Origin of the sequence: Nonomuraea endophytica (genome assembly GCF_014203235.1) — a bacterium.
Lineage (GTDB): Bacteria > Actinomycetota > Actinomycetes > Streptosporangiales > Streptosporangiaceae > Nonomuraea > Nonomuraea endophytica.
In genome coordinates this window covers 713,747-732,007 of the sequence record NZ_JACHIN010000002.1, presented here as the reverse complement: position 1 = coordinate 732,007, position 18,261 = coordinate 713,747, and the positions used below count along the sequence as shown (strand labels likewise).

At 71.1% G+C, this 18,261-nt stretch carries 15 protein-coding genes; 14 read left to right on the top strand and 1 reads right to left on the bottom strand.

Features of this window, described 5'->3' with window-relative positions; translation table 11 throughout:
* Positions 1–33: 33 nt before the first annotated feature.
* From HNR40_RS11420 to mutM, 8 genes are all read left to right on the top strand, one after another.
* The gene (locus tag HNR40_RS11420) at positions 34–1,578 is read left to right on the top strand and encodes a fatty acid kinase ATP-binding subunit FakA (RefSeq protein WP_184960392.1); all 1,545 of its coding nucleotides are present in this window, start codon (positions 34–36) and stop codon (positions 1,576–1,578) included.
* A gap of 52 nt (positions 1,579–1,630) precedes the next feature.
* The gene (gene recG, locus HNR40_RS11415; RefSeq protein ID WP_184960543.1) at positions 1,631–3,844 is read left to right on the top strand and encodes an ATP-dependent DNA helicase RecG; all 2,214 of its coding nucleotides are present in this window, start codon (positions 1,631–1,633) and stop codon (positions 3,842–3,844) included.
* Positions 3,845–4,729: 885 nt separating this feature from the next.
* Entirely contained in the window at positions 4,730–5,296 is a 567-nt protein-coding gene (rsmD, locus tag HNR40_RS11410) for a 16S rRNA (guanine(966)-N(2))-methyltransferase RsmD (protein ID WP_184960391.1), read from the top strand.
* 15 nt (positions 5,297–5,311) lie between these two features.
* Complete coding sequence (gene coaD, locus HNR40_RS11405; RefSeq protein ID WP_184960390.1) at positions 5,312–5,788, top strand: pantetheine-phosphate adenylyltransferase; 477 nt, start codon at positions 5,312–5,314, stop codon at positions 5,786–5,788.
* A gap of 72 nt (positions 5,789–5,860) precedes the next feature.
* Positions 5,861–6,412, top strand: a complete 552-nt coding sequence (locus HNR40_RS11400; protein WP_184960389.1) for a YceD family protein — start codon at positions 5,861–5,863, stop codon at positions 6,410–6,412.
* Position 6,413: 1 nt separating this feature from the next.
* Complete coding sequence (gene rpmF, locus HNR40_RS11395) at positions 6,414–6,593, top strand: 50S ribosomal protein L32 (protein WP_184960388.1); 180 nt, start codon at positions 6,414–6,416, stop codon at positions 6,591–6,593.
* Positions 6,594–6,802: 209 nt separating this feature from the next.
* Entirely contained in the window at positions 6,803–7,522 is a 720-nt protein-coding gene (rnc, locus tag HNR40_RS11390) for a ribonuclease III (RefSeq protein WP_184960542.1), read from the top strand.
* Between the two features lie 2 nt (positions 7,523–7,524).
* Positions 7,525–8,367: a bifunctional DNA-formamidopyrimidine glycosylase/DNA-(apurinic or apyrimidinic site) lyase gene (gene mutM / locus HNR40_RS11385; RefSeq protein WP_184960387.1), complete on the top strand. Its 843-nt coding sequence runs from the start codon at positions 7,525–7,527 to the stop codon at positions 8,365–8,367.
* Here mutM and HNR40_RS11380 read toward each other — a convergent pair.
* Positions 8,315–9,448, bottom strand: coding sequence for an MFS transporter (locus HNR40_RS11380; RefSeq protein WP_184960386.1), 1,134 nt, complete (start codon positions 9,446–9,448; stop codon positions 8,315–8,317). The genes mutM and HNR40_RS11380 overlap by 53 nt on opposite strands.
* Before the next feature lie 78 nt (positions 9,449–9,526).
* On the opposite strand from HNR40_RS11380, the gene HNR40_RS11375 reads away from it, so the two are divergent.
* The 6 genes from HNR40_RS11375 (at position 9,527) to HNR40_RS57145 (ending at position 18,248) form a co-directional block, all read left to right on the top strand.
* A complete protein-coding gene (locus tag HNR40_RS11375; RefSeq protein WP_184960385.1) occupies positions 9,527–10,444 on the top strand; it encodes a LysR family transcriptional regulator in 918 nt (305 codons plus the stop codon).
* The gene (locus tag HNR40_RS11370) at positions 10,445–10,723 is read left to right on the top strand and encodes an acylphosphatase (RefSeq protein ID WP_184960384.1); all 279 of its coding nucleotides are present in this window, start codon (positions 10,445–10,447) and stop codon (positions 10,721–10,723) included. It abuts the gene before it with no gap.
* A 190-nt stretch (positions 10,724–10,913) separates the two neighbouring features.
* The gene (locus tag HNR40_RS53530) at positions 10,914–11,108 is read left to right on the top strand and encodes a hypothetical protein (protein ID WP_221340212.1); all 195 of its coding nucleotides are present in this window, start codon (positions 10,914–10,916) and stop codon (positions 11,106–11,108) included.
* Positions 11,109–11,327: 219 nt separating this feature from the next.
* Entirely contained in the window at positions 11,328–15,005 is a 3,678-nt protein-coding gene (gene smc / locus HNR40_RS11365; RefSeq protein ID WP_184960383.1) for a chromosome segregation protein SMC, read from the top strand.
* A 54-nt stretch (positions 15,006–15,059) separates the two neighbouring features.
* Positions 15,060–16,241: a signal recognition particle-docking protein FtsY gene (ftsY, locus tag HNR40_RS11360; RefSeq protein WP_184960382.1), complete on the top strand. Its 1,182-nt coding sequence runs from the start codon at positions 15,060–15,062 to the stop codon at positions 16,239–16,241.
* A 336-nt stretch (positions 16,242–16,577) separates the two neighbouring features.
* Positions 16,578–18,248: a tetratricopeptide repeat protein gene (locus HNR40_RS57145; protein ID WP_184960381.1), complete on the top strand. Its 1,671-nt coding sequence runs from the start codon at positions 16,578–16,580 to the stop codon at positions 18,246–18,248.
* Positions 18,249–18,261: the final 13 nt, after the last annotated feature.

The window sequence follows — 18,261 nt, the reverse complement described above, 5'->3', positions numbered from 1 at the left end:
CGGTAGCGCATTCAGGGAGGTCGGATCGCCCACATGCAGGTCTTGGAGCCGCCCGCGGTGCGGCGTTGGTCACGGCTGGCGGCGGACTCGCTGGGCCGGGCCAGGGCGGAGATCGACGCGCTCAACGTCTTCCCCGTCGCGGACGGTGACACGGGCACCAACCTGTACCTGACCATGCTGTCGGCGGCCGAGGCGGTCGAGTCCCTGCCCGACGACGTGGACGGGGCCGTGGTCTGGCAGACCCTCTCCTACGGCGCGATGGTCGGCGCCCGCGGCAACTCGGGCGTCATTGTCAGCCAGGCGCTGCGCGGGCTGGCCGAGGTGCTGAAGGGCGGCTCCGACCTGCGGACGGCGCTGGTCAGGGCGGCCGAGCTGGCCAGGCAGGCGGTGGCCAGGCCCGTCGAGGGGACCGTGCTCAGCGTGCTGTCGGCCGTGGCGGTAGCCGTACACGATCTGGACGGTGACCTCGAAGAGGTCGCCAGGCGGGCGGCGGGGCAGGCGCGGGCGGCGCTCAGGCGGACCCCCGAGCAGCTCGACGTGCTGGCGCGCAGCGGCGTGGTGGACGCGGGCGGGGCCGGGCTGGCGATCATCCTGGAGACGCTGGAGGCGGTGATCACCGGCACCCACACGCGGCGCTTCGAGGTGCCCGCCCCGACCGGGCGCGTGACGCCGATGGCCGAGGTGGGCGCGGGCTACGAGGTGATGTACCTGCTCGACGCCGAGGACGCGGCGGTGGCCGGGCTGCGCGCCGAGCTCGACGCGATGGGCGACTCGCTGGTCGTGGTCGGCGGTGACGGGCTGTGGAACGTCCACGTGCACGTCGCGGAGGCCGGTCCGGCGATCGAGGCGGCGCTGAAGGCGGGACGCCCGTACCGGATCAGGGTGACCTACCTGGCCGAGCGCACGCACATCGGCGGCGTGGGCAGAGGCGTGGTGGCGGTCGCGGCGGGTGCCGGGATCGCGGCGCTGTTCGAGGAGTGCGGGGCCGTCGTGGTACGCCGCGAGCCCGGCACCAGCCCCTCCCTGCCCGAGATGCTGGCCGCGATCCGCGAGGCGGGCGGCGAGGTCACCGTGCTGCCGAACGACGAGAGCGTGGGCGACGTGGCCGCCGCCGCCGCGGAGATCGCCCGCGAGGACGGCGTCACGGTCAGCGTGCTGCCCACCAAGGCCACCGTGCAGGGGCTGGCCGCGCTGGCCGTCCACGACTCGCTGCGCCGCTTCGACGACGACGTGGTCGCGATGACCGACGCCGCTGGACACACCCGCCACGGCCACATCACCGTCGCCGACCGCGAGGCCGTGACCAGCGCGGGCATCTGCCGTCCCGGCGACGTGCTCGGCCTGATCGACGGCGACGTCGTGCACATCGGCGCCGCGCTCGACGAGGTCGCCACGCTCGTCGTGGACCGGATGCTGGCGGGCGGCGGCGAGCTCGTGACCCTCGTCACGGGCAAGGACGCTCCGGTACGGCTCGCGCCGCACGTCGAGCACCACCTCTCCCGTACCCGCCCCGACGCCGACCTGGTCGTCTACGAGGGCGGCCAGGGCGGCTACCCGCTGCTCATCGGCGTGGAATGATTCCTGTCGGTCACACGCGGTAGAACATATGACCGTGAGCGAACACAGCGCCATGGCTTCCTCCTCCTCCGACGAAGGAGGCAGAAGAAGCCGATTCGACGAGCCGCTGGCCAAGGCGCTCGACCCGAAGACCGCCAAGCTGCTGCACAGCGTGCTCGGCCTGGAGACGGTCGGCGACCTGCTGCGCCACTACCCGCGCCGCTACGCCGAGCGCGGCGAGCTGACCTCGCTCGACATGCTGGAGGTCGACGAGCACGTCACCGTGGTCGGCGAGGTCACCCGCGCCATGCGCAAGCCCATGCGCAACCGCGGCGGCACCTGGCTGGAGGTCGAGGTCGTCGACGGCACCGGCAAGAAGATCTACCTGTCGTTCTTCGGCAAGGGCTCCCACGTGGCCGAGTCCCGCCTGAAGCCGGGCAGACGCGGCATGTTCGCCGGAAAGGTCGGCGCGTTCGGCTCCCGCGCCACTCCGCGCTGGCAGCTGACGCACCCCGAGTTCGAGCTGTTCGACGAGAGCGAGACCAGCGCCGAGGAGTTCTCCACCGCGCCGGTGCCCATCTACCCGGCGGGCAAGGACCTCACCCCCTGGGCGATCAGGCGCGCGATCGGCATCGTGCTCGACACGCTCGGCCCGCTCGACGACCCGCTGCCCGCCGACCTGCGCGCCCGCCACGGCCTGGCCGACCTCGGCGACGCGCTGGTGGCCATCCACCGGCCGAAGGACTTCGGCGAGGTGCACAGGGCGCGCGACCGGCTGAAGTTCGACGAGGCGTTCGTGCTCCAGGCCGTGCTGCTGCAGCGCAGGCAGGCCGCGACCGCGTGGCCGGCCAAGCCGCGTCCGCGCGGCTCCGGCGGCATGCTCGACGACTTCGACGCCCGCCTGCCGTTCGCCCTGACCGAGGGCCAGGCCGCGGTCGGCGAGGAGATCGCCGCCGACCTCGCCCTGCCCCACCCGATGCACCGCCTGCTCCAGGGCGAGGTCGGCGCGGGCAAGACGGTGGTGGCGCTGCGCGCGATGCTCCAGGTCGTCGACGCGGGCGGCCAGGCCGTCCTGCTCGCCCCCACCGAAGTGCTGGCCCAGCAACACCACCGCTCCATCACCGCGATGCTCGGCGACCTCGCCGCCGGCGGCATGTTCGGCGGCACCGCGGTGACCCTGCTCACGGGCTCCATGGGCGCCGCCGCCCGCCGCGCGGCCCTTCTCGACGCCGCTTCCGGTACGGCCGGCGTCGTCGTCGGCACGCACGCCCTGCTCCAGGAGCACGTGCAGTTCGCCGACCTGGGCCTGGTCGTCGTCGACGAGCAGCACCGCTTCGGCGTCGAGCAACGCGACGCCCTGCGCGAGAAGGCCGGCGGCGGCAGGCCCCACGTCCTGGTGATGACCGCCACCCCGATCCCGCGCACGGTCGCCATGACCGTCTTCGGCGACCTGGAGGTCTCCACGCTGTCGCAGCTCCCCTCGGGCCGCGCCCCCATCACCACCCACGTGGTGCCGGCCGCCGAGAAGCCCCACTTCCTGGAACGCACGTGGCAGCGCGTGCGGGAGGAGGTCGGCCTGGGCCGCCAGGCCTATATCGTCTGCCCGCGCATCGGCGACCTGGAGGGCGACGAGGGCGACCTGGCATCGGTGGCGTCGTCCGAAGAGGAACGCCGCCCGCCACTGGCAGTGCTGGAAGTCGCCGAGATGCTGGCCGAGGGCCCACTGCACGGCCTGCGCCTGGAGGTGCTGCACGGCAAGCTGCCGCCGGAGGAGAAGGACGCGGTCATGCGCGCCTTCACCCGAGGCGAGGTGGACGTCCTGGTCGCCACCACGGTCATCGAAGTGGGCGTGGACGTGCCCAACTCCTCCGCCATGATCATCATGGACGCCGACCGGTTCGGCGTCTCCCAGCTCCACCAGCTCCGCGGCCGGGTCGGCAGAGGCGGCCTGCCGGGCCTGTGCCTCCTGGTCTCCGAATTCCCCGAGGGCACCCCGGCCAGGGCCCGCCTGGACGCGGTCGCCTCAACTCTGGACGGCTTCGAACTGTCCCGCGTCGACCTGGAACAACGCCGCGAAGGCGACGTCCTGGGCGCGGCCCAGTCGGGCAAGCGCTCATCCCTGAAGATGCTGCAGCTACTACGCGACGAAGACGTCATAGAAACCGCCCGAGCCGAAGCAGCCGCCTTCCTGGAAAAGGACCCCGCCCTAACCTCCCACGAGGGCCTACGAGCCGAAATAGCCCGCCTCCTGGCCGACGAAAAAGCCACCTACCTAGAAAAGACCTAACCCCACCCACCGAGCGCCACCCAGACCGCCCGAGCACCGTGGTGCCGTGCGGCAGACCAGAAGGGCACACACAGCACCAGGAAAGCCGGACAGGCACCATCACACCCAGAAGGGCATCCAACCGCCAGCACGGCCAGAGGAGCCCGTGTGGCGCCCTTCCGGCGGTAGCTCTGGGATCGCGCGGGGTGGTACCGAAGCTAGGGGCCTGTGCGGGCGTGCGGCCGGGACACCACCGAGGTTCCGGGACACCACCGAGGTTTTTGGGGGGCGCCGGGCGGTGGGGTGTTGTGCGGCGGGGCTCGGCGCCTTGGCAGGCGGCCGGGGTGGGGCACGGTGGCCGGTTCACGGATCGCCGTTGCGGCGGGGACCCCGTGCGACGTGAGAAGCGATCCCCACGATCGGCGGAAACCCGCGTCGGCGGGTGGCGGTAGCCAGGCTTGCCGTAACGGCGAAAGGGCGAAAAGGCGTGAAGGCGTGAAGGCGTGAAGGCGTGAAGGCGTGAAGGCGTGAAGGCGTGAAGGCGTGAAGGCGTGAAAGCGGGCGTGAAGGCGAGCGGGCGCGCGGCCGAAAGGCGCTGGAGCGGCGTGATGGCGCTGAAGAAAGAAGAGACCTGACAGAAAACGAAGAGAACAAACATAGGCCCAGCGGCGGGGACGGCCTCCCCCCGAATGCCGTCCCCGGCTGGGCCCACCCTCGGGTCAGGTGCCGAGGGATCCGGCGTGCGGAAGGGCTCACGATCACGCCGGTCGGCCTCCATTTGGGTCACCTCGAAGGCCGCAGTCATCATCATGCGGGCCCGCCCGCCCCAAGGGAACGACCCTTGCGCAGTCGAGGCCGACACTTGTCCACTCTTGACCTGCGGTGACATGGTGAACAATGGCCCTCATGACTCGGATCATCGCGGGGAGCGCGGGTGGGCGTCGGCTGGCGGTTCCGCCGGGGCGCGGGACGCGACCTACCAGCGACAGGGCAAGGGAAGGGATCTTCTCTACCCTCGGTTCACTTCACTGGCTGGACGGGGCGCGGGTGATGGATCTGTTCGCGGGTTCCGGGGCGGTCGGGCTGGAGGCTCTGTCGCGTGGGGCCGTGCACGCGCTGCTGGTCGAGGCGGACGCGAAGGCGGTCCGGACGATCAGGGCGAACGTCGCGGCGCTGGGGCTGGACGGCGCTCAGGTGGTGCACGACCGGGTGGAGCGGGTGCTGGCCAAGCCGGCGGATGAGCCTTATGACGTGGTGTTCGCGGATCCGCCCTATGTGGTGGGCGATGACGAGGTTCTGGACGTGCTGGCGCGGCTCAGGGACAACGGATGGCTGGCGGAGGACGCCCTGATCGCGGTTGAACGCGAGACCAGGGGAAATGCCCTGGTATGGCCGGAAGGCTACGTTGAGGAGAGGGTCCGTCGTTATGGCGAAGCGTCCGTTTGGTACGGTCGCGCCGCCAGGGACCCGTAAGCCTGGGAGGGCATCTTGCGGCGCGTTGTCTGCCCGGGGTCGTTCGACCCCATCACCAACGGTCATCTCGACATCATCGGCCGGTCCGCCCGGCTCTACGACGAGGTGACCGTCGCGGTGCTCATCAACCTCGAGAAGAGCAGCCTGTTCACGGTCGACGAGCGGATCGAGGTCCTGCAGACCGTGACCAAGGAGTATCCGAACGTCAAGGTGCGGAAGTTCCACGGCCTGCTGGTCGACTTCTGCAAGGAGAACGACATCCCAGCGATCGTCAAGGGCATCCGGGTGGTCAGCGACTTCGACTACGAGCTGCAGATGGCGCAGCTCAACTATCGCCTGTCCGGGGTCGAGACGCTGTTCATGCCGACCAACCCCGAGTACTCTTTCCTCTCGTCCAGCAGGGTCAAGGAGATCGCCCGCTACGGCGGGGACGTATCCGGCCTGGTCCCGGATCTGGTGCACAAGCTGCTCATCGAGCGGCTCAGGGGCTGACCAGGGCCTGGTATTCTTTCTATTCGGCCTTGTACGACGGCGATCGTTTCGCCATGCCTAGCGAGAGCAAGGATGACTCAGCACCTCGACCCCCGCTCCCCATGGGTGATCTCTACCCACGACCTGGGCAAGCGACCGGGCACGATGCTGGAGCGCCGGCTCTCGCTCCCGGCACCGGCGGATCTCGGCGTCGACATGATCGGTGTCCCCAAGGATGCCGAAGTCGAGCTCGAACTCCGGTTCGAAGCAGTGATGGAAGGCGTGCTCGTCAGTGGCACGGCGCGGGCCCCGCTGGCCGGGGAATGCGCCCGCTGCCTCGACCCGATCTCATCGGGCATCGAGGTGCCGCTGCAGGAGCTGTTCTTCTACACCGACGAGGACGCCTCGGAGGAGGATTCGCTGCTCGACGGTGAGCTGCTCGACCTCGAGCCGACGTTCCGCGACGCGGCGGTGCTCGCACTGCCGTTGAGCCCCATGTGCGGTGACGACTGCCCGGGGCTCTGCGTGGAGTGCGGGGCCAGGCTGGCTGACGCCGGCCCGGACCACCGGCACGAGAAGATCGACGCCCGCTGGGCGTCGTTGCAAGGTCTGGTTACCGAGAACGATAACGATCAGGAGAAGTGACGTGGCCGTCCCGAAGCGAAAGATGTCGCGGAGCAACACCCGCGCCCGTCGCTCCCAGTGGAAGACGACTGCTGTCGCGCTGGTGAGCTGCCCGCAGTGCCGTTCGCCGAAGCAGCCGCACATCGCCTGCCCGAGCTGCGGCACGTACAACCGCCGTCAGGTCGTCGAGCCGTCTGCCTGATTCGCAGAGTTGACGTGATGCCGACCGGGTGCAATTGTGCCCCGGTCGGCGTTAACGTCTGAGATGCGTGCGGTGGCGGTTCGCCCGCGGCCGTGGTGGACGCCGGGACACCATCCCCGACGCCCACCACGTTTTCGGGCATCTTCCACAGCCATCGCGCCATGTGAAGGTGTCCGAGGAGGAAACACGTGGGCGCAGGTCCTAAGCCGGTGGCCGTGGAGGTCGCCAGAGACGAACTGGAACGAGTCCTTTCGACGCGACTCGCTTCCGACATCCTTGAGCGGGCGCTGACGCACCGCTCCTACGCGTACGAGAACGGCGGCCTGCCCACCAACGAGCGCCTGGAGTTCCTGGGCGACTCGGTGCTGGGCCTGGTCGTCACCGATACGCTCTACCGCAACCACCCCGATCTGCCCGAGGGCCAGCTGGCCAAGCTGCGGGCCGCGGTGGTCAACATGCGCGCGCTGGCCGATGTGGCCAGGTCCCTGGGCCTGGGCCGCTTCCTCCGCCTCGGCAGGGGCGAGGAGGGCACCGGCGGGCGCGACAAGTCGTCCATCCTGGCCGACACGCTGGAGGCGCTGATCGGCGCGATCTACGTGGACAAGGGCCTGGAAGAGGCCTTCCGCGTCGTGCACGTGCTGTTCGATCCGCTGATCGTGCGCTCCGCCTCGCTGGGCGCCGGCCTCGACTGGAAGACCTCGCTGCAGGAGCTGACCGCCTCGGAGGCACTCGGCGTGCCCGAGTACCACGTCGAGGAGAGCGGCCCCGACCACGCCAAGTCGTTCACCGCGGTGGTGCGCGTGGGCGGCGAGTCCTACGGCTCGGGCACCGGCCGCAGCAAGAAGGAGGCCGAGCAGCAGGCGGCCGAGGCGGCCTGGACCCGCATCAGGGCGCGTCGTGAGCAGCGCGAGAGCCAGCCGGCCGGCTAGAGATGCCCGAACTGCCCGAGGTTGAGGTCGTCCGCCGCGGCCTCGCGGAATGGGTCACCGGGCGGGAGATCGCCGAGGCCGAGGTGCTGCATCCTCGCGCCATCCGGCGGCACCTGCACGGGGCCGACGAGTTCGCCTCGCGGCTGAAGGGCCGCACGATCGTCTCGGCCGAGCGCCGCGGCAAGTACCTGTGGCTGCCGCTCGGCCCCGACGACGCGCTCATGGCCCACCTGGGGATGAGCGGCCAGCTGCTCGTGGCGCGGCCGGACTCGCCGCTGGAGAAGCATCTGCGCGTACGGCTGCGCTTCGCCGACGGCGGCCCCGACCTGCGCTTCGTCGACCAGCGCACGTTCGGCCACGTCATGGTGACGCCGATGGCCGGCGGAGTCCCCGAGCCGATCGCGCACATCGCGCCCGACCCGTTCGAGGACTCCTTCGCCGACGAGGTCTTCGCCCGCAAGCTGAAGGCGAAGAACACCGAGGTCAAACGGGCACTGCTCGACCAGTCGCTGATCAGCGGCGTCGGCAACATCTACGCCGACGAGGCGCTGTGGCTGGCCAAGCTTCACTGGGCCCGCTCGACCAGGACCCTCACGAGGCCCAAGGTCACCGAGCTGCTGGCCGGGGTGCGCGCGGTCATGAGCTCCGCTCTGGCGCAGGGCGGCACGTCCTTCGACAGCCTCTACGTCAACGTCAACGGCGAGAGCGGCTACTTCGAGCGTTCCCTTGAGGCCTACGGCAGGCGCGACCTGCCCTGCTCGCGGTGCGGCACCCCGATCAGGCGCGACCCGTTCATGAACCGCTCGTCCTACTCCTGCCCGACGTGCCAGCGAAAGCCGCGCTGAGCACGGCCATCACCGCCGCGAACCACAGCACGGCCGGCAGCGACACGCTGTCCACGATCCGCCCGCCGACCAGCGCGCCGGCGGCGATGGTGGCGTTGAACATCGACGACACCCAGGCCATGCCGGACTCGCCGCCGCCCGCCTTGATCATCCAGAGCTGGCTGGTGACGGAGACGCCGCCGTAGGCCGCGCCCCACAGCACGACCAGCAGGAGCGGATCGCTGGTCAGGGGCAGCGCGGCGGTGGCCACGGCGATGAGCAGGGCCAGCGTGATGATCACCTGCTTGGGCCGCTTGGCGGCGAGCGCGCCCGCCGCGAAGTTGCCGGCGACGCCGGCCAGGCCGTAGGCGAGGAGGGTGAGGCTGATGTCGGCGCCGCTCTGCTCCAGGAAGGGCCGCACATAGGTGTACGCGCCGAAGTGGCCGACCACCACCACGCCGATGACGATCAGCACGGCCCGCATGCCGGGGTCGCGCCAGACGCCGCCCAGGCTGACCGTGCCCTCGGCGGGCAGCGGCGGCAGCAGGGTCAGGAGCGCGACGGTGACGGCCAGGGCGAGCAGCGCCATCACCCCGAACGCCCAGCGCCAGTCGGCCATGGAGGCGATCAGCGTGCCCGTGGGAACGCCGAGCACGGAGGCCACGGAGACGCCACCCGCGATCATGGCGGTGGCCCGGCCCACGGAGCCCGGCGGCACGAGCCGTACGGCGAGGCTCGCGGCGAAGGCCCAGTAGCCGCCGATGCTCACGCCGGTCACCACCCGGGCCGCCATCATCACCGTGAAGCTGGGCGAGAGCGCCGCCACCAGGTTCGACACCACCAGCAACGCCATGAGCCCGGCAAGCAGCAGCCGCCGGTCGAGCCCGCGCACGCTCATGGCCAGCAGCGGCGCGGCCACCGCGGCGACCAGGCCGGGCGCCGACATGGTCAGCCCGGCGACGCCGGTGGAAACTCCCATCGCGCCGCTGATCGGCGTCAGCAGCCCGATGGGCATCATCTCGCTGGTCACCACGATGAAAATGCCGACCGCCGTGGCGATGATGGCGGACCAATAGGCCCGGGATGTGTCAATCGTCGTCATGGTCCAAGCCTGTGAACGAGCGCCCCCGGGAACAATGCCGAAGATCGAATCCTTGGTTTAGCTGGACTAAGGGGTGCCATGGAGTTCAGACAGCTGGAGACGTTCGTCGTGGTGAGCGAGGAGCTCCACTTCGCCAAGGCAGCCGAGCGGCTGTACCTGTCCCCGGGCCGGGTCAGCCAGATCGTCCGCGCGCTGGAGGACTCGATCGGCGCCCGGCTCTTCGAGCGCACGAGCCGCCGGGTCCGGCTGACCCCGCTGGGCGAGCGCTTCCTCGCCGACGTGCGCCCCGCCTTCGAGGGGCTGCACGGCGCGGTGAACCGCGCCAGATCGGCCGCCAGGAGCGTGTACGGCGTGCTGCGGGTCGGATTCCTCAGCACGCCGGGCGAGGTCGTCACCGGGGCGGTACGCGCCTTCGAGCACCGTTTCCCCGAGTGCGCGGTCGAACTGGTCGAGGTCCCGCTGTCCAACCCGTTCGGCAAGGTGCGCGAAGGTGTGGTGGATCTCACATTCACCCTGCTTCCGGTCGCCGAGCCCGATCTGGAGACGAGCGTCGCGCTGAACCGGGTGCCAATGAAGCTGGCCCTGTCGCCGGCGCATCCGCTGGCCGGACGCGTGTCCATCGACGCCGAGGAGCTGGCGGAAGTGCCGCTGGTCGGGCTGGAGGGCCCGGCGCCGCGCTGCTGGAGGGAGCTGACGGCCCCGCTGACGACGCCCGGCGGCCTGCCCATCCCGTCGGCCGGGACGGTTTCCACGAGCCAGGAGGGCCTGACCGAGGTGGCGCTGAACCGCGGGAGCATGTTGTTCTGCACCCCGACGGCGGCCTACCTGGGGCGGGACGACGTCGCGTTCGTGCCGGTCACGGGCCTGCCGGACTCGGTGCTCGGCCTGGTGTGGCAGCGTACGCGGCGCACGGCCGCGATGACCGCTTTCGCTGAGGTGGCCGCCGACCGAAATGTCGGAGAAGTGGCAGTAAATCTACAGAGAGTGACCGGATGAATGGGCGATGACACGCGGTTGACGGCCTGGGTAAGGGGCCGTGTCCAGGGTGTCGGCTTCCGCTGGTGGACCCGTGCGCGTGCGCTTGAGCTGGGGCTGGCCGGGTGGGCGCGCAACATGGACGACGGCCGCGTGGAGGTCGTGGCGGAGGGGTCCAGGGAGTCCTGCGTCAAGCTGCTTGAGCTGCTCCGAGGTTGCGACACGCCGGGCAAGGTGACGGGAGTAGTGGAACGGTGGAGCGAACCCCGAGGTAGTTTGGTTGGGTTTATGGAGAGGTAGACCGTTTCGCTAAACCCCCCAAATAGGGTATAGTTGTATGTCGGGAGTGCCCATCGGTGCGTCTCTGCGGTGCGTTCGACTTGACCGCCCACACTGCCGGTGCGACTCTTGTTAGGTACCACGCGCACCCCTCCCGCGGAATAGAAGTGCGCGAACCAGTCTGGTCACTCAGCGTGGAGGACCCTTAACCATGGCGAAGGCTCTACTCGGCCACGTCGGCGGTCCTGACCCTCGGATGGTCTCGGAGATGCGCCGCCTGCAACAGCGTATTCGGGATCTGGAGGCAGAACTCATCCGGCTCCAGGCCCAGAATGACGCTCTTGCGGCGCAGACCCGTGACGAGGCACGGGGCCGTTTGCAGGAGCGCGAGCCGGCACTCACCTGAGTGATCGGAGCGCTACATCTAGGGACGTCTCGGAGAGGCGTCCCTTGCTATTTGTCCACATTTCTCATGATGTTTACGTTGGTGGTCCGCGAGTGTCCAGACACGCGCGGATAACCGCCCTCACCCGGCTTGCCGTATCGCAGACTGGTTCTTAGCACGAGCCCTAGGGCAGAGACCAGTAGGCTTTCCGGAACGCAGTCGACGGGAGGGGGTCATCGGGTGTACCTGAAGACCCTCACCCTGCGTGGATTCAAGTCTTTCGCCTCGGCCACCGCACTGCGTTTCGAACCGGGGATCACCTGTGTCGTCGGGCCCAACGGCTCCGGCAAGTCCAACGTCGTCGACGCCCTCGCCTGGGTCATGGGCGAGCACAGCGCCAAGTCGCTGCGCGGCGGCAAGATGGAGGACGTGATCTTCGCCGGCACCTCCAGCCGGCCGCCCCTCGGCCGGGCCGAGGTCACGCTGACGATCGACAACTCCGACGGCGCGCTGCCGATCGACTACACCGAGGTGACGATCAGCCGCCTGATGTTCAGAAGCGGCCAGTCCGAGTACGCCATCAACGGTGACACGTGCCGCCTGCTCGACATCCAGGAGCTGCTGTCCGACTCGGGCATCGGCAGGGAGATGCACGTCATCGTCGGCCAGGGCCAGCTCGACGCCGTGCTCCACGCGGGTCCCGAGGACCGCCGGGCCTTCATCGAAGAGGCCGCGGGCGTGCTCAAGCACCGCAAGCGCAAGGAAAAGGCGCTGCGCAAGCTCGACGCGATGCAGGCCAACCTCACCCGCGTCCAGGACCTCGCCACCGAGTTGCGCCGCCAGCTCAAGCCGCTGGGCCGCCAGGCCGAGATCGCCCGGAAGGCCGCCGTCATCCAGGCCGACCTGCGTGACGCCCGGCTGCGGCTGCTGGCCGACGACGTCGGCATCCTGCGCGACACGCTGCGCCGCGAGGCGGCCGACGAGGCTGCCATCCAGGCCCGCCGTACTCACGTGGAGACTGAGCTGGCGCAGGGCCAGGAGCGTGAGGCCGCCCTGGAGGCGGCCGAGGCGCAGGCCCAGCCGAGGCTGTCGGCCGCGCAGGAGACCTTCTTCCGGCTGTCGTCCCTGCGCGAGCGCACCTCGGGGCTGGAGCAGCTCGCCGCGGAACGCCACCGCCACGCGGTCGACGCCGCCGCCATCGAACGGCGCGGCCGCGACCCCGAGGAGCTCGAACGCGAGGCCGCCGAGGCCCGCGAGCAGGAGCTCATTCTCAACGCCGAGCTGGAGCACGCCCGGGAGCTGCTGGAGGAGGCCGTCCAGCGCCGGGCCGAGGCCGAGGCGGAGCTGAGCCGCGAGGAGCAGCGCCTGTCCATGGCCGCCCGCGCCCAGGCCGACCGCCGCGAGGGCCTGGCCAGGCTGCGCGGCAAGGTCGACTCGGCGCGCAGCCGCGCCCGCGCAGCCGACGAGGAGATCGGCCGCCTGGCGCAGGGCGTCTTCGACGCCGCCGAGCGTGAGCGTGTCGGCCGGATGGAGCTCGAGGAGCAGCAGCGCGCCGAGCCCGCCGTCGACCCTGCGCTCGCCGAGGAGCTGGACACCGCTCAGGCGCTGGTCGAGGAGGCCAAGGCGGTCGCCGACGAGGCCCGCGCCGCCGTGGAGGAGTCCAGGTCGGGGCTGGACGCCCCGCGCGCGGCACTGCAGGCGGCCAAATCCGCCGTGGGCACCGCCCGCACCGCCGACCAGCAGGCCCAGCGCGCGGTGGCGAGCCTCCAGGCCCGGCGCGAAGCACTCGAACTCGGCCTGAGCAAGGGCGCCGACGGCGGCGCCGCGCTGCTGGAGGCCGACCTGGCCGGAGTCCTGGGCCCGCTGGCCACCGAGCTGGCCGTCGCGCCGGGCGCCGAGCTGGCCGTCGCCGCCGTCCTGGGCCCGGTGGCCGAGGCGATCGCGGTGAAGTCGCTCGACACGGCGGTGGAGGCCTTCGAGCTCCTGCGCGCCGGAGAGGGCGGTCACGCGACCATCCTGATCGCGGGCGAGGGCCGCGCCGGGTCCCGGCCCGCCCTCGACGCGCGGGGTGTCTGGGCCGCCGATCTGGTGACCGTTCCCGACCACCTCAGAGCCGCGGTCGACCACGTGCTGACCGGCATCGTCGTGGTCGACGACCTGGCCGGGGCGAAGGAGCTGGTGGAGCGGCGGCCCGAGCTCAGGGCCGTGACCAGGCAGGGCGACCTGGTGGGCGTCCACCTGGCGGACGGCGGCGCGGTGGGCGGTTCGTCCGTCCTGCAGATGCGCTCCGCCCTCGACCAGGCCACCGCCGACCTCGACGCCGCCCAGATCACCGCCGAGCACAGCGCCGCGGGCTTCGAGGCGGCCGTCGAGGCCGAGCACGAGGCCCAGGCCGGGCTCGAAGCCGCGCAGGCCCGCGTCACCGAGGCCCAGACCGCCGTCAGCACCGCCCAGTCCGGCCTCAGCGCCGCCCAGGGCACGCTCGACCAGGTCAGGGGCAGGCAGCGCGAGGCCGACCAGCGCAACGCCGCAGCCGCCAAGCGCCTGGCCCAGCTGGAGGCGGCCGCCCAGGCAGCCGCCGCCGAGGCCGCCCGCCTGGCCAAGAGCGTGGCCACCGCCGAGGAGGCGCGGGCCGAGGCGCTCGAAGAGGTGGCCGAGCTGGAGATCCGGCTGGCCGAGGCCGAATACGCCAGCGAGCTGGAGTCCGAGCCCACCACCGACACCCGCGACGAACTGGCCGAGGCCACCAACCTCGCCAGGCAGCGCGAGATGGAGACCCGCCTGCAGGTCCGCACCGCGGAGGAGCGGGTCAAGGGCATCGAGGGCAGGGCCGACGGCCTGCTGCGGGCCGCCGAACGCGAGCGTCAGGAGCGCGCCCAGGCCGCCGCGCAGCGGGCCAGGCGGCGCGCGCAGGCCGTCGTGGCCGAGGCCGTGGCCAAGGGCGCCAAGCGGGTGCTCGGGGCGCTGGCCGGCTCGATCGAGCTGGCCTCGCGCGAGCGCGACGAGGCGGACCTGGCCAGGGTGGCGATCGACGCCGAGCTGAAGCAGGTACGCGTGCGCGTGCGCGAGCTGTCGCAGGAGCTCGACAAGCTGGTCAACCGGGTGCACGGCAGCGAGATGGCCCGCACCGAGCAGCGGCTCCGGCTGGAGCAGATGGAGCAGCGGGCGCTCGACGAGTTCGGCGTGGAGGCCGAGTCGCTGATCTCCGAGTACGGCCCGGCCGCCCCGGTCCCCGGAGATCCGCCCGTGCCGTACGTCCGGGAGGAGCAGGAGAAGCGCGCCCGGATCGCCGAGAAGCAGATGAACCAGCTCGGCAAGGTCAACCCGCTGGCGCTGGAGGAGTTCGCGGCGCTGGAGGAGCGCCACGCCTTCCTCAACAGCCAGCTCGAAGACCTCAAGAAGACCAGGCGGGAGCTGATGACCGTCGTCCAGGAGGTCGACAACCGGGTCGAGGCGATGTTCTCCTCCGCCTACGAGGACGTCGCCCGCGAGTTCGAGCAGATCTTCACCCGGGTGTTCCCGGGCGGCGACGGGCGGCTCGTGCTCACCGACCCCGCCGACATGCTGACGACCGGCATCGAGGTCGAGGCCAGGCCGCCGGGCAAGAAGGTCAAGCGGCTGTCGCTGCTGTCGGGCGGTGAGCGGTCGCTGACGGCGGTGGCGTTCCTGATCTCCATCTTCAAGGCACGGCCGTCGCCGTTCTATGTGATGGACGAGGTCGAGGCGGCGCTCGACGACACCAACACGCAGCGGCTGCTGACGCTTTTCGAGGAGTTGCGGCAGAGTTCGCAGCTGATCGTCATCACCCACAACAAGCGCACGATGGAGATCGCCGACGCTCTGTACGGCGTATCCATGCGTGGTGACGGCGTCACCCAGGTCGTCAGCCAGCGCCTGCGGGAGCGCGAACCGGCCTGACGAGCACGCGCCCCGGGCGCGAGCATGCGGGCTGATCTGGAAAACTGACTTGTTGTGGATGGTTACCTGGGCATCATCGTGATCGTGGTCGTCGTCGCCCTGCTGGCGGCCGGCGGCCTCTTCCTGCTGTTCAGGCCGGGTGGCAAGGGCGCGCCGCCGGTCGAGCCACCGGCGACGATCCCGCTTCCGGAAGACACGGAGAAGCGGCCCGCCGGGGGTGGTGAGGAGTCCGAGGGCGCCACCACCACGCTTCCGCCGCCGGCTCCTCCGGTCGAGGTCAAGCCCGCGGCGCCCGAGGTCGAGGTGCCGCCGCCGTCGGCCGGCCGGATGGTGCGGCTGCGTTCGCGGCTGGCCCGCTCGCAGAGCGCGTTCGGCCGCGGCCTGCTGGAGCTGCTGTCCCGCGACCGTCTCGACGACGAGGTGTGGGACGAGATCGAGGAGAGCCTGATCACCGCCGACGTCGGCGTCGCGCCGACGCAGATGATGGTCGAGGAGCTGAAGACCAAGGTCAAGGTGCTCGGCAGCCGGACGCCGCAGGAGGTGCGCGGTCTGTTGCGCGAGCAGTTGCTGGCGCAGGTCAACCCCGACCTCGACCGCACGCTGCACGTCGCCAAGCACGGCGAACGGCCCGCGGTGGTGCTCGTGGTCGGCGTCAACGGCACCGGCAAGACCACCACGACGGGCAAGCTGGCCCGTTCGCTGGTGGGTGACGGCAAGAAGGTCGTGCTCGGCGCCGCCGACACCTTCCGCGCCGCCGCCGCCGACCAGTTGCAGACCTGGGGCGACCGGGTGGGCGCCGAGGTGGTGCGCGGCCCGGAGGGCGGCGACCCGGCGTCGGTCGCGTTCGACGCGACGGCCAAGGGCATGGCGGAGAAGGCGGACGTCGTGATCGTCGACACCGCCGGCCGCCTGCACACCAAGACCGGCCTCATGGACGAGCTGGGCAAGGTCAAGCGCGTCATCGAGAAGAAGGCCACGGTCGACGAGGTCCTGCTCGTGCTCGACGCCACGACCGGCCAGAACGGCATGCGCCAGGCCCAGGTGTTCGCCGAGGTGGTCAACATCACGGGCATCGCGCTGACCAAGCTCGACGGCACGGCCAAGGGCGGCATCGTGATCTCGGTGCAGCGTGAGCTGGGAGTTCCGGTGAAGCTGGTGGGTCTGGGCGAGGGGTCGGACGACCTGGCGCCGTTCGATCCGGAGGTCTTCGTCGACGCGATCTTGGGTGACGACTGAGGCTTTTGGTGGGTTTTCGGACGCTCCATGGGGTTCCGTGGAGCGTCTCCTTATTTGGTGGGTAATGACCCTTACCCCGCAGGTCTTGATCTCCGACTCGGGCGTGTGTTCACATGAGTCGGTCACCCAGAGATCGCGGACGGATTCGGAACGTTCGCGTCATGAGGTGTGTGCGGAGTGGAAGGGCAAGAATGAAAAAGGTCGTGGTCCACAAGCCGGGAACAGTCAAGCCTGCAGGCGTCGACGCGCCGCGGCACAAGAACTGATCTCAAAGGGGCGGTCCGTCTCCTTCTCTGGGGGAGACGCGGGCCGCCCTTCGGCTTGGAAAAGGACCTGGTGAACCTTCCGACCTTCGACGTGGACCGGCGTCCCCACGGCCCCTACACGTTCGGCGCTGCGCTCCTTGACGCCCTCGTGCCCGCGGCGCTCGCGTACGGGCCCGACCTGGTGGCCGCCCACGACATCGAGATCAGGGCCGCCGCGCCGCACCTCGCGGCGCGGGTGCCGCGCAGCCGGGGGTCGCTGGCCGACGGCCTGCCGCGCGAGCAGCGCATCCTGATTCCGGGCGCGGGGCGTACGCTGCGAATCGCCAACGGGCTGGCCGAGTTCGTCCGTGACCACCTGGCCAGGACCGGGCCGCTGGCCGTCGCCGTGGCGAACCTGGCCGCGGCCGATCCGACCGACGTCCAGCTGGTCGAGGTGCTGCGGCGGCGCGTACCCGAGCTGGTGATCACCGAGGCGGAGGGCCGGCCCGGCGACGGGCCGTTTTCCACCGACTACGACCGCTTCCGCGACGAGGGCTTCCACCACGCCATGGCCGAGGCCGGGCTGGCCGAGCTGGAGCGGCTCACCCACGACGACGACCCCGAGCGCTGGTGGACGCTGCTGCACCGCACCACCGCCGCGCTGGAGGCGATCGGCCGCGAGCCCGCCGCCCGCGAGCTGTACGAGCGGGCCAGGCGCGCCGCCACCGAGCCCGGCCACCGCGCCACCGTGGCCTGCTCGATCGCGATGTTGTTCGTCCGCCACCACGATCCCGTCCGGCGCGACCCCGAGGAGGCGCTGGCCTGGATCAACGAGGCGATTACCATCGCCTCGCTGCTGCCCGACCGCCGTGAGCGCGCCTTCCACCTCGGCTTCGACCTCAACGCCAAGGCCCTGGTCGAGGTACGGCGCGGCCGCCTGACCGCCGCCCTGACCCTGGTCGAGCAGGCCATCGAGCTGGCCGACCGGGACCTGCCGCCGGACCGGCACCCGATCCACCGGCTGGTGCTGCGGGCCAACCGCGGCCAGCTCCTCGGCGTCCTGGGCCGCACCGGGGAGGCGCTGGCCGACTACGCCGCCGCGATCGCCGCCGACCCCGGCTACCCCGACTACTACCTCGATCGCGGGACGCTCCTCCACAAGCTGGGGCGTCTCGATGAGGCGGTCGCCGACTACGAGAGCGCGATGCGGGTCAGCCCGCCCTTCCCCGAGCCGTACTACAACCGCGCCGAGGTCCGCTACACGCGCGGTGACCTGGCCGGAGCGCAGGCCGATCTCGACTACGCGCTGGAACTCGATCCGGGCTTCGCGCCCGGCTACGTCAACCGGGCCGGGCTGCGAGCCGCCCTGGGTGATCAGGCCGGGGCGCGGGCCGACGTGGAGGCGGGGTTGCGGCTGACGCCGCGGGAGCCGTACCTGCTGTGTGTGCTGGGGCAGGTCGAGCAGGCGGCGGGCCGGCGGGCGGCGGCCAGGGCGGCCTACGACGGCGCGCTGGCGCTGGACGGCGGGCTGGTGGCGGCGTGGGCGGGGCGCGGCGGGCTGTCGTTCGAGGAGGGCGCGCCCGAGGCGGCGGTCGCCGACCTGACCCGCGCGCTGGAGCTGGAGGAGCGGGCGGAGCTGCTGTTCAACCGGGCGCTGGCGCTGCGCGCGGCGGGACGGGAGCGGGAGGCGCGGGCTGATCTGGAGCGGGCGGCCCGGCTGGATCCGGACGACCCGGACGTTCGCCGCGAGCTGGCCCGCTAGCGAGCGTCGTGCT

Excerpts from the sequence above, each read along its gene's own strand:
- HNR40_RS11420 (WP_184960392.1), top strand. The coding sequence starts at position 34 with ATGCAGGTCTTGGAGCCGCCCGCGGTGCGGCGTTGGTCACGGCTGGCG.
- recG (WP_184960543.1), top strand. The coding sequence starts at position 1,631 with ATGGCTTCCTCCTCCTCCGACGAAGGAGGCAGAAGAAGCCGATTCGAC.
- HNR40_RS11375 (WP_184960385.1), top strand. The coding sequence starts at position 9,527 with ATGGAGTTCAGACAGCTGGAGACGTTCGTCGTGGTGAGCGAGGAGCTC.
- rsmD (WP_184960391.1), top strand. The coding sequence starts at position 4,730 with ATGACTCGGATCATCGCGGGGAGCGCGGGTGGGCGTCGGCTGGCGGTT.
- HNR40_RS11400 (WP_184960389.1), top strand. The coding sequence starts at position 5,861 with ATGACTCAGCACCTCGACCCCCGCTCCCCATGGGTGATCTCTACCCAC.
- HNR40_RS53530 (WP_221340212.1), top strand. The coding sequence starts at position 10,914 with ATGGCGAAGGCTCTACTCGGCCACGTCGGCGGTCCTGACCCTCGGATG.
- mutM (WP_184960387.1), top strand. The coding sequence starts at position 7,525 with ATGCCCGAACTGCCCGAGGTTGAGGTCGTCCGCCGCGGCCTCGCGGAA.
- HNR40_RS11370 (WP_184960384.1), top strand. The coding sequence starts at position 10,445 with ATGGGCGATGACACGCGGTTGACGGCCTGGGTAAGGGGCCGTGTCCAG.
- HNR40_RS11380 (WP_184960386.1), bottom strand. The coding sequence starts at position 9,448 with ATGACGACGATTGACACATCCCGGGCCTATTGGTCCGCCATCATCGCC.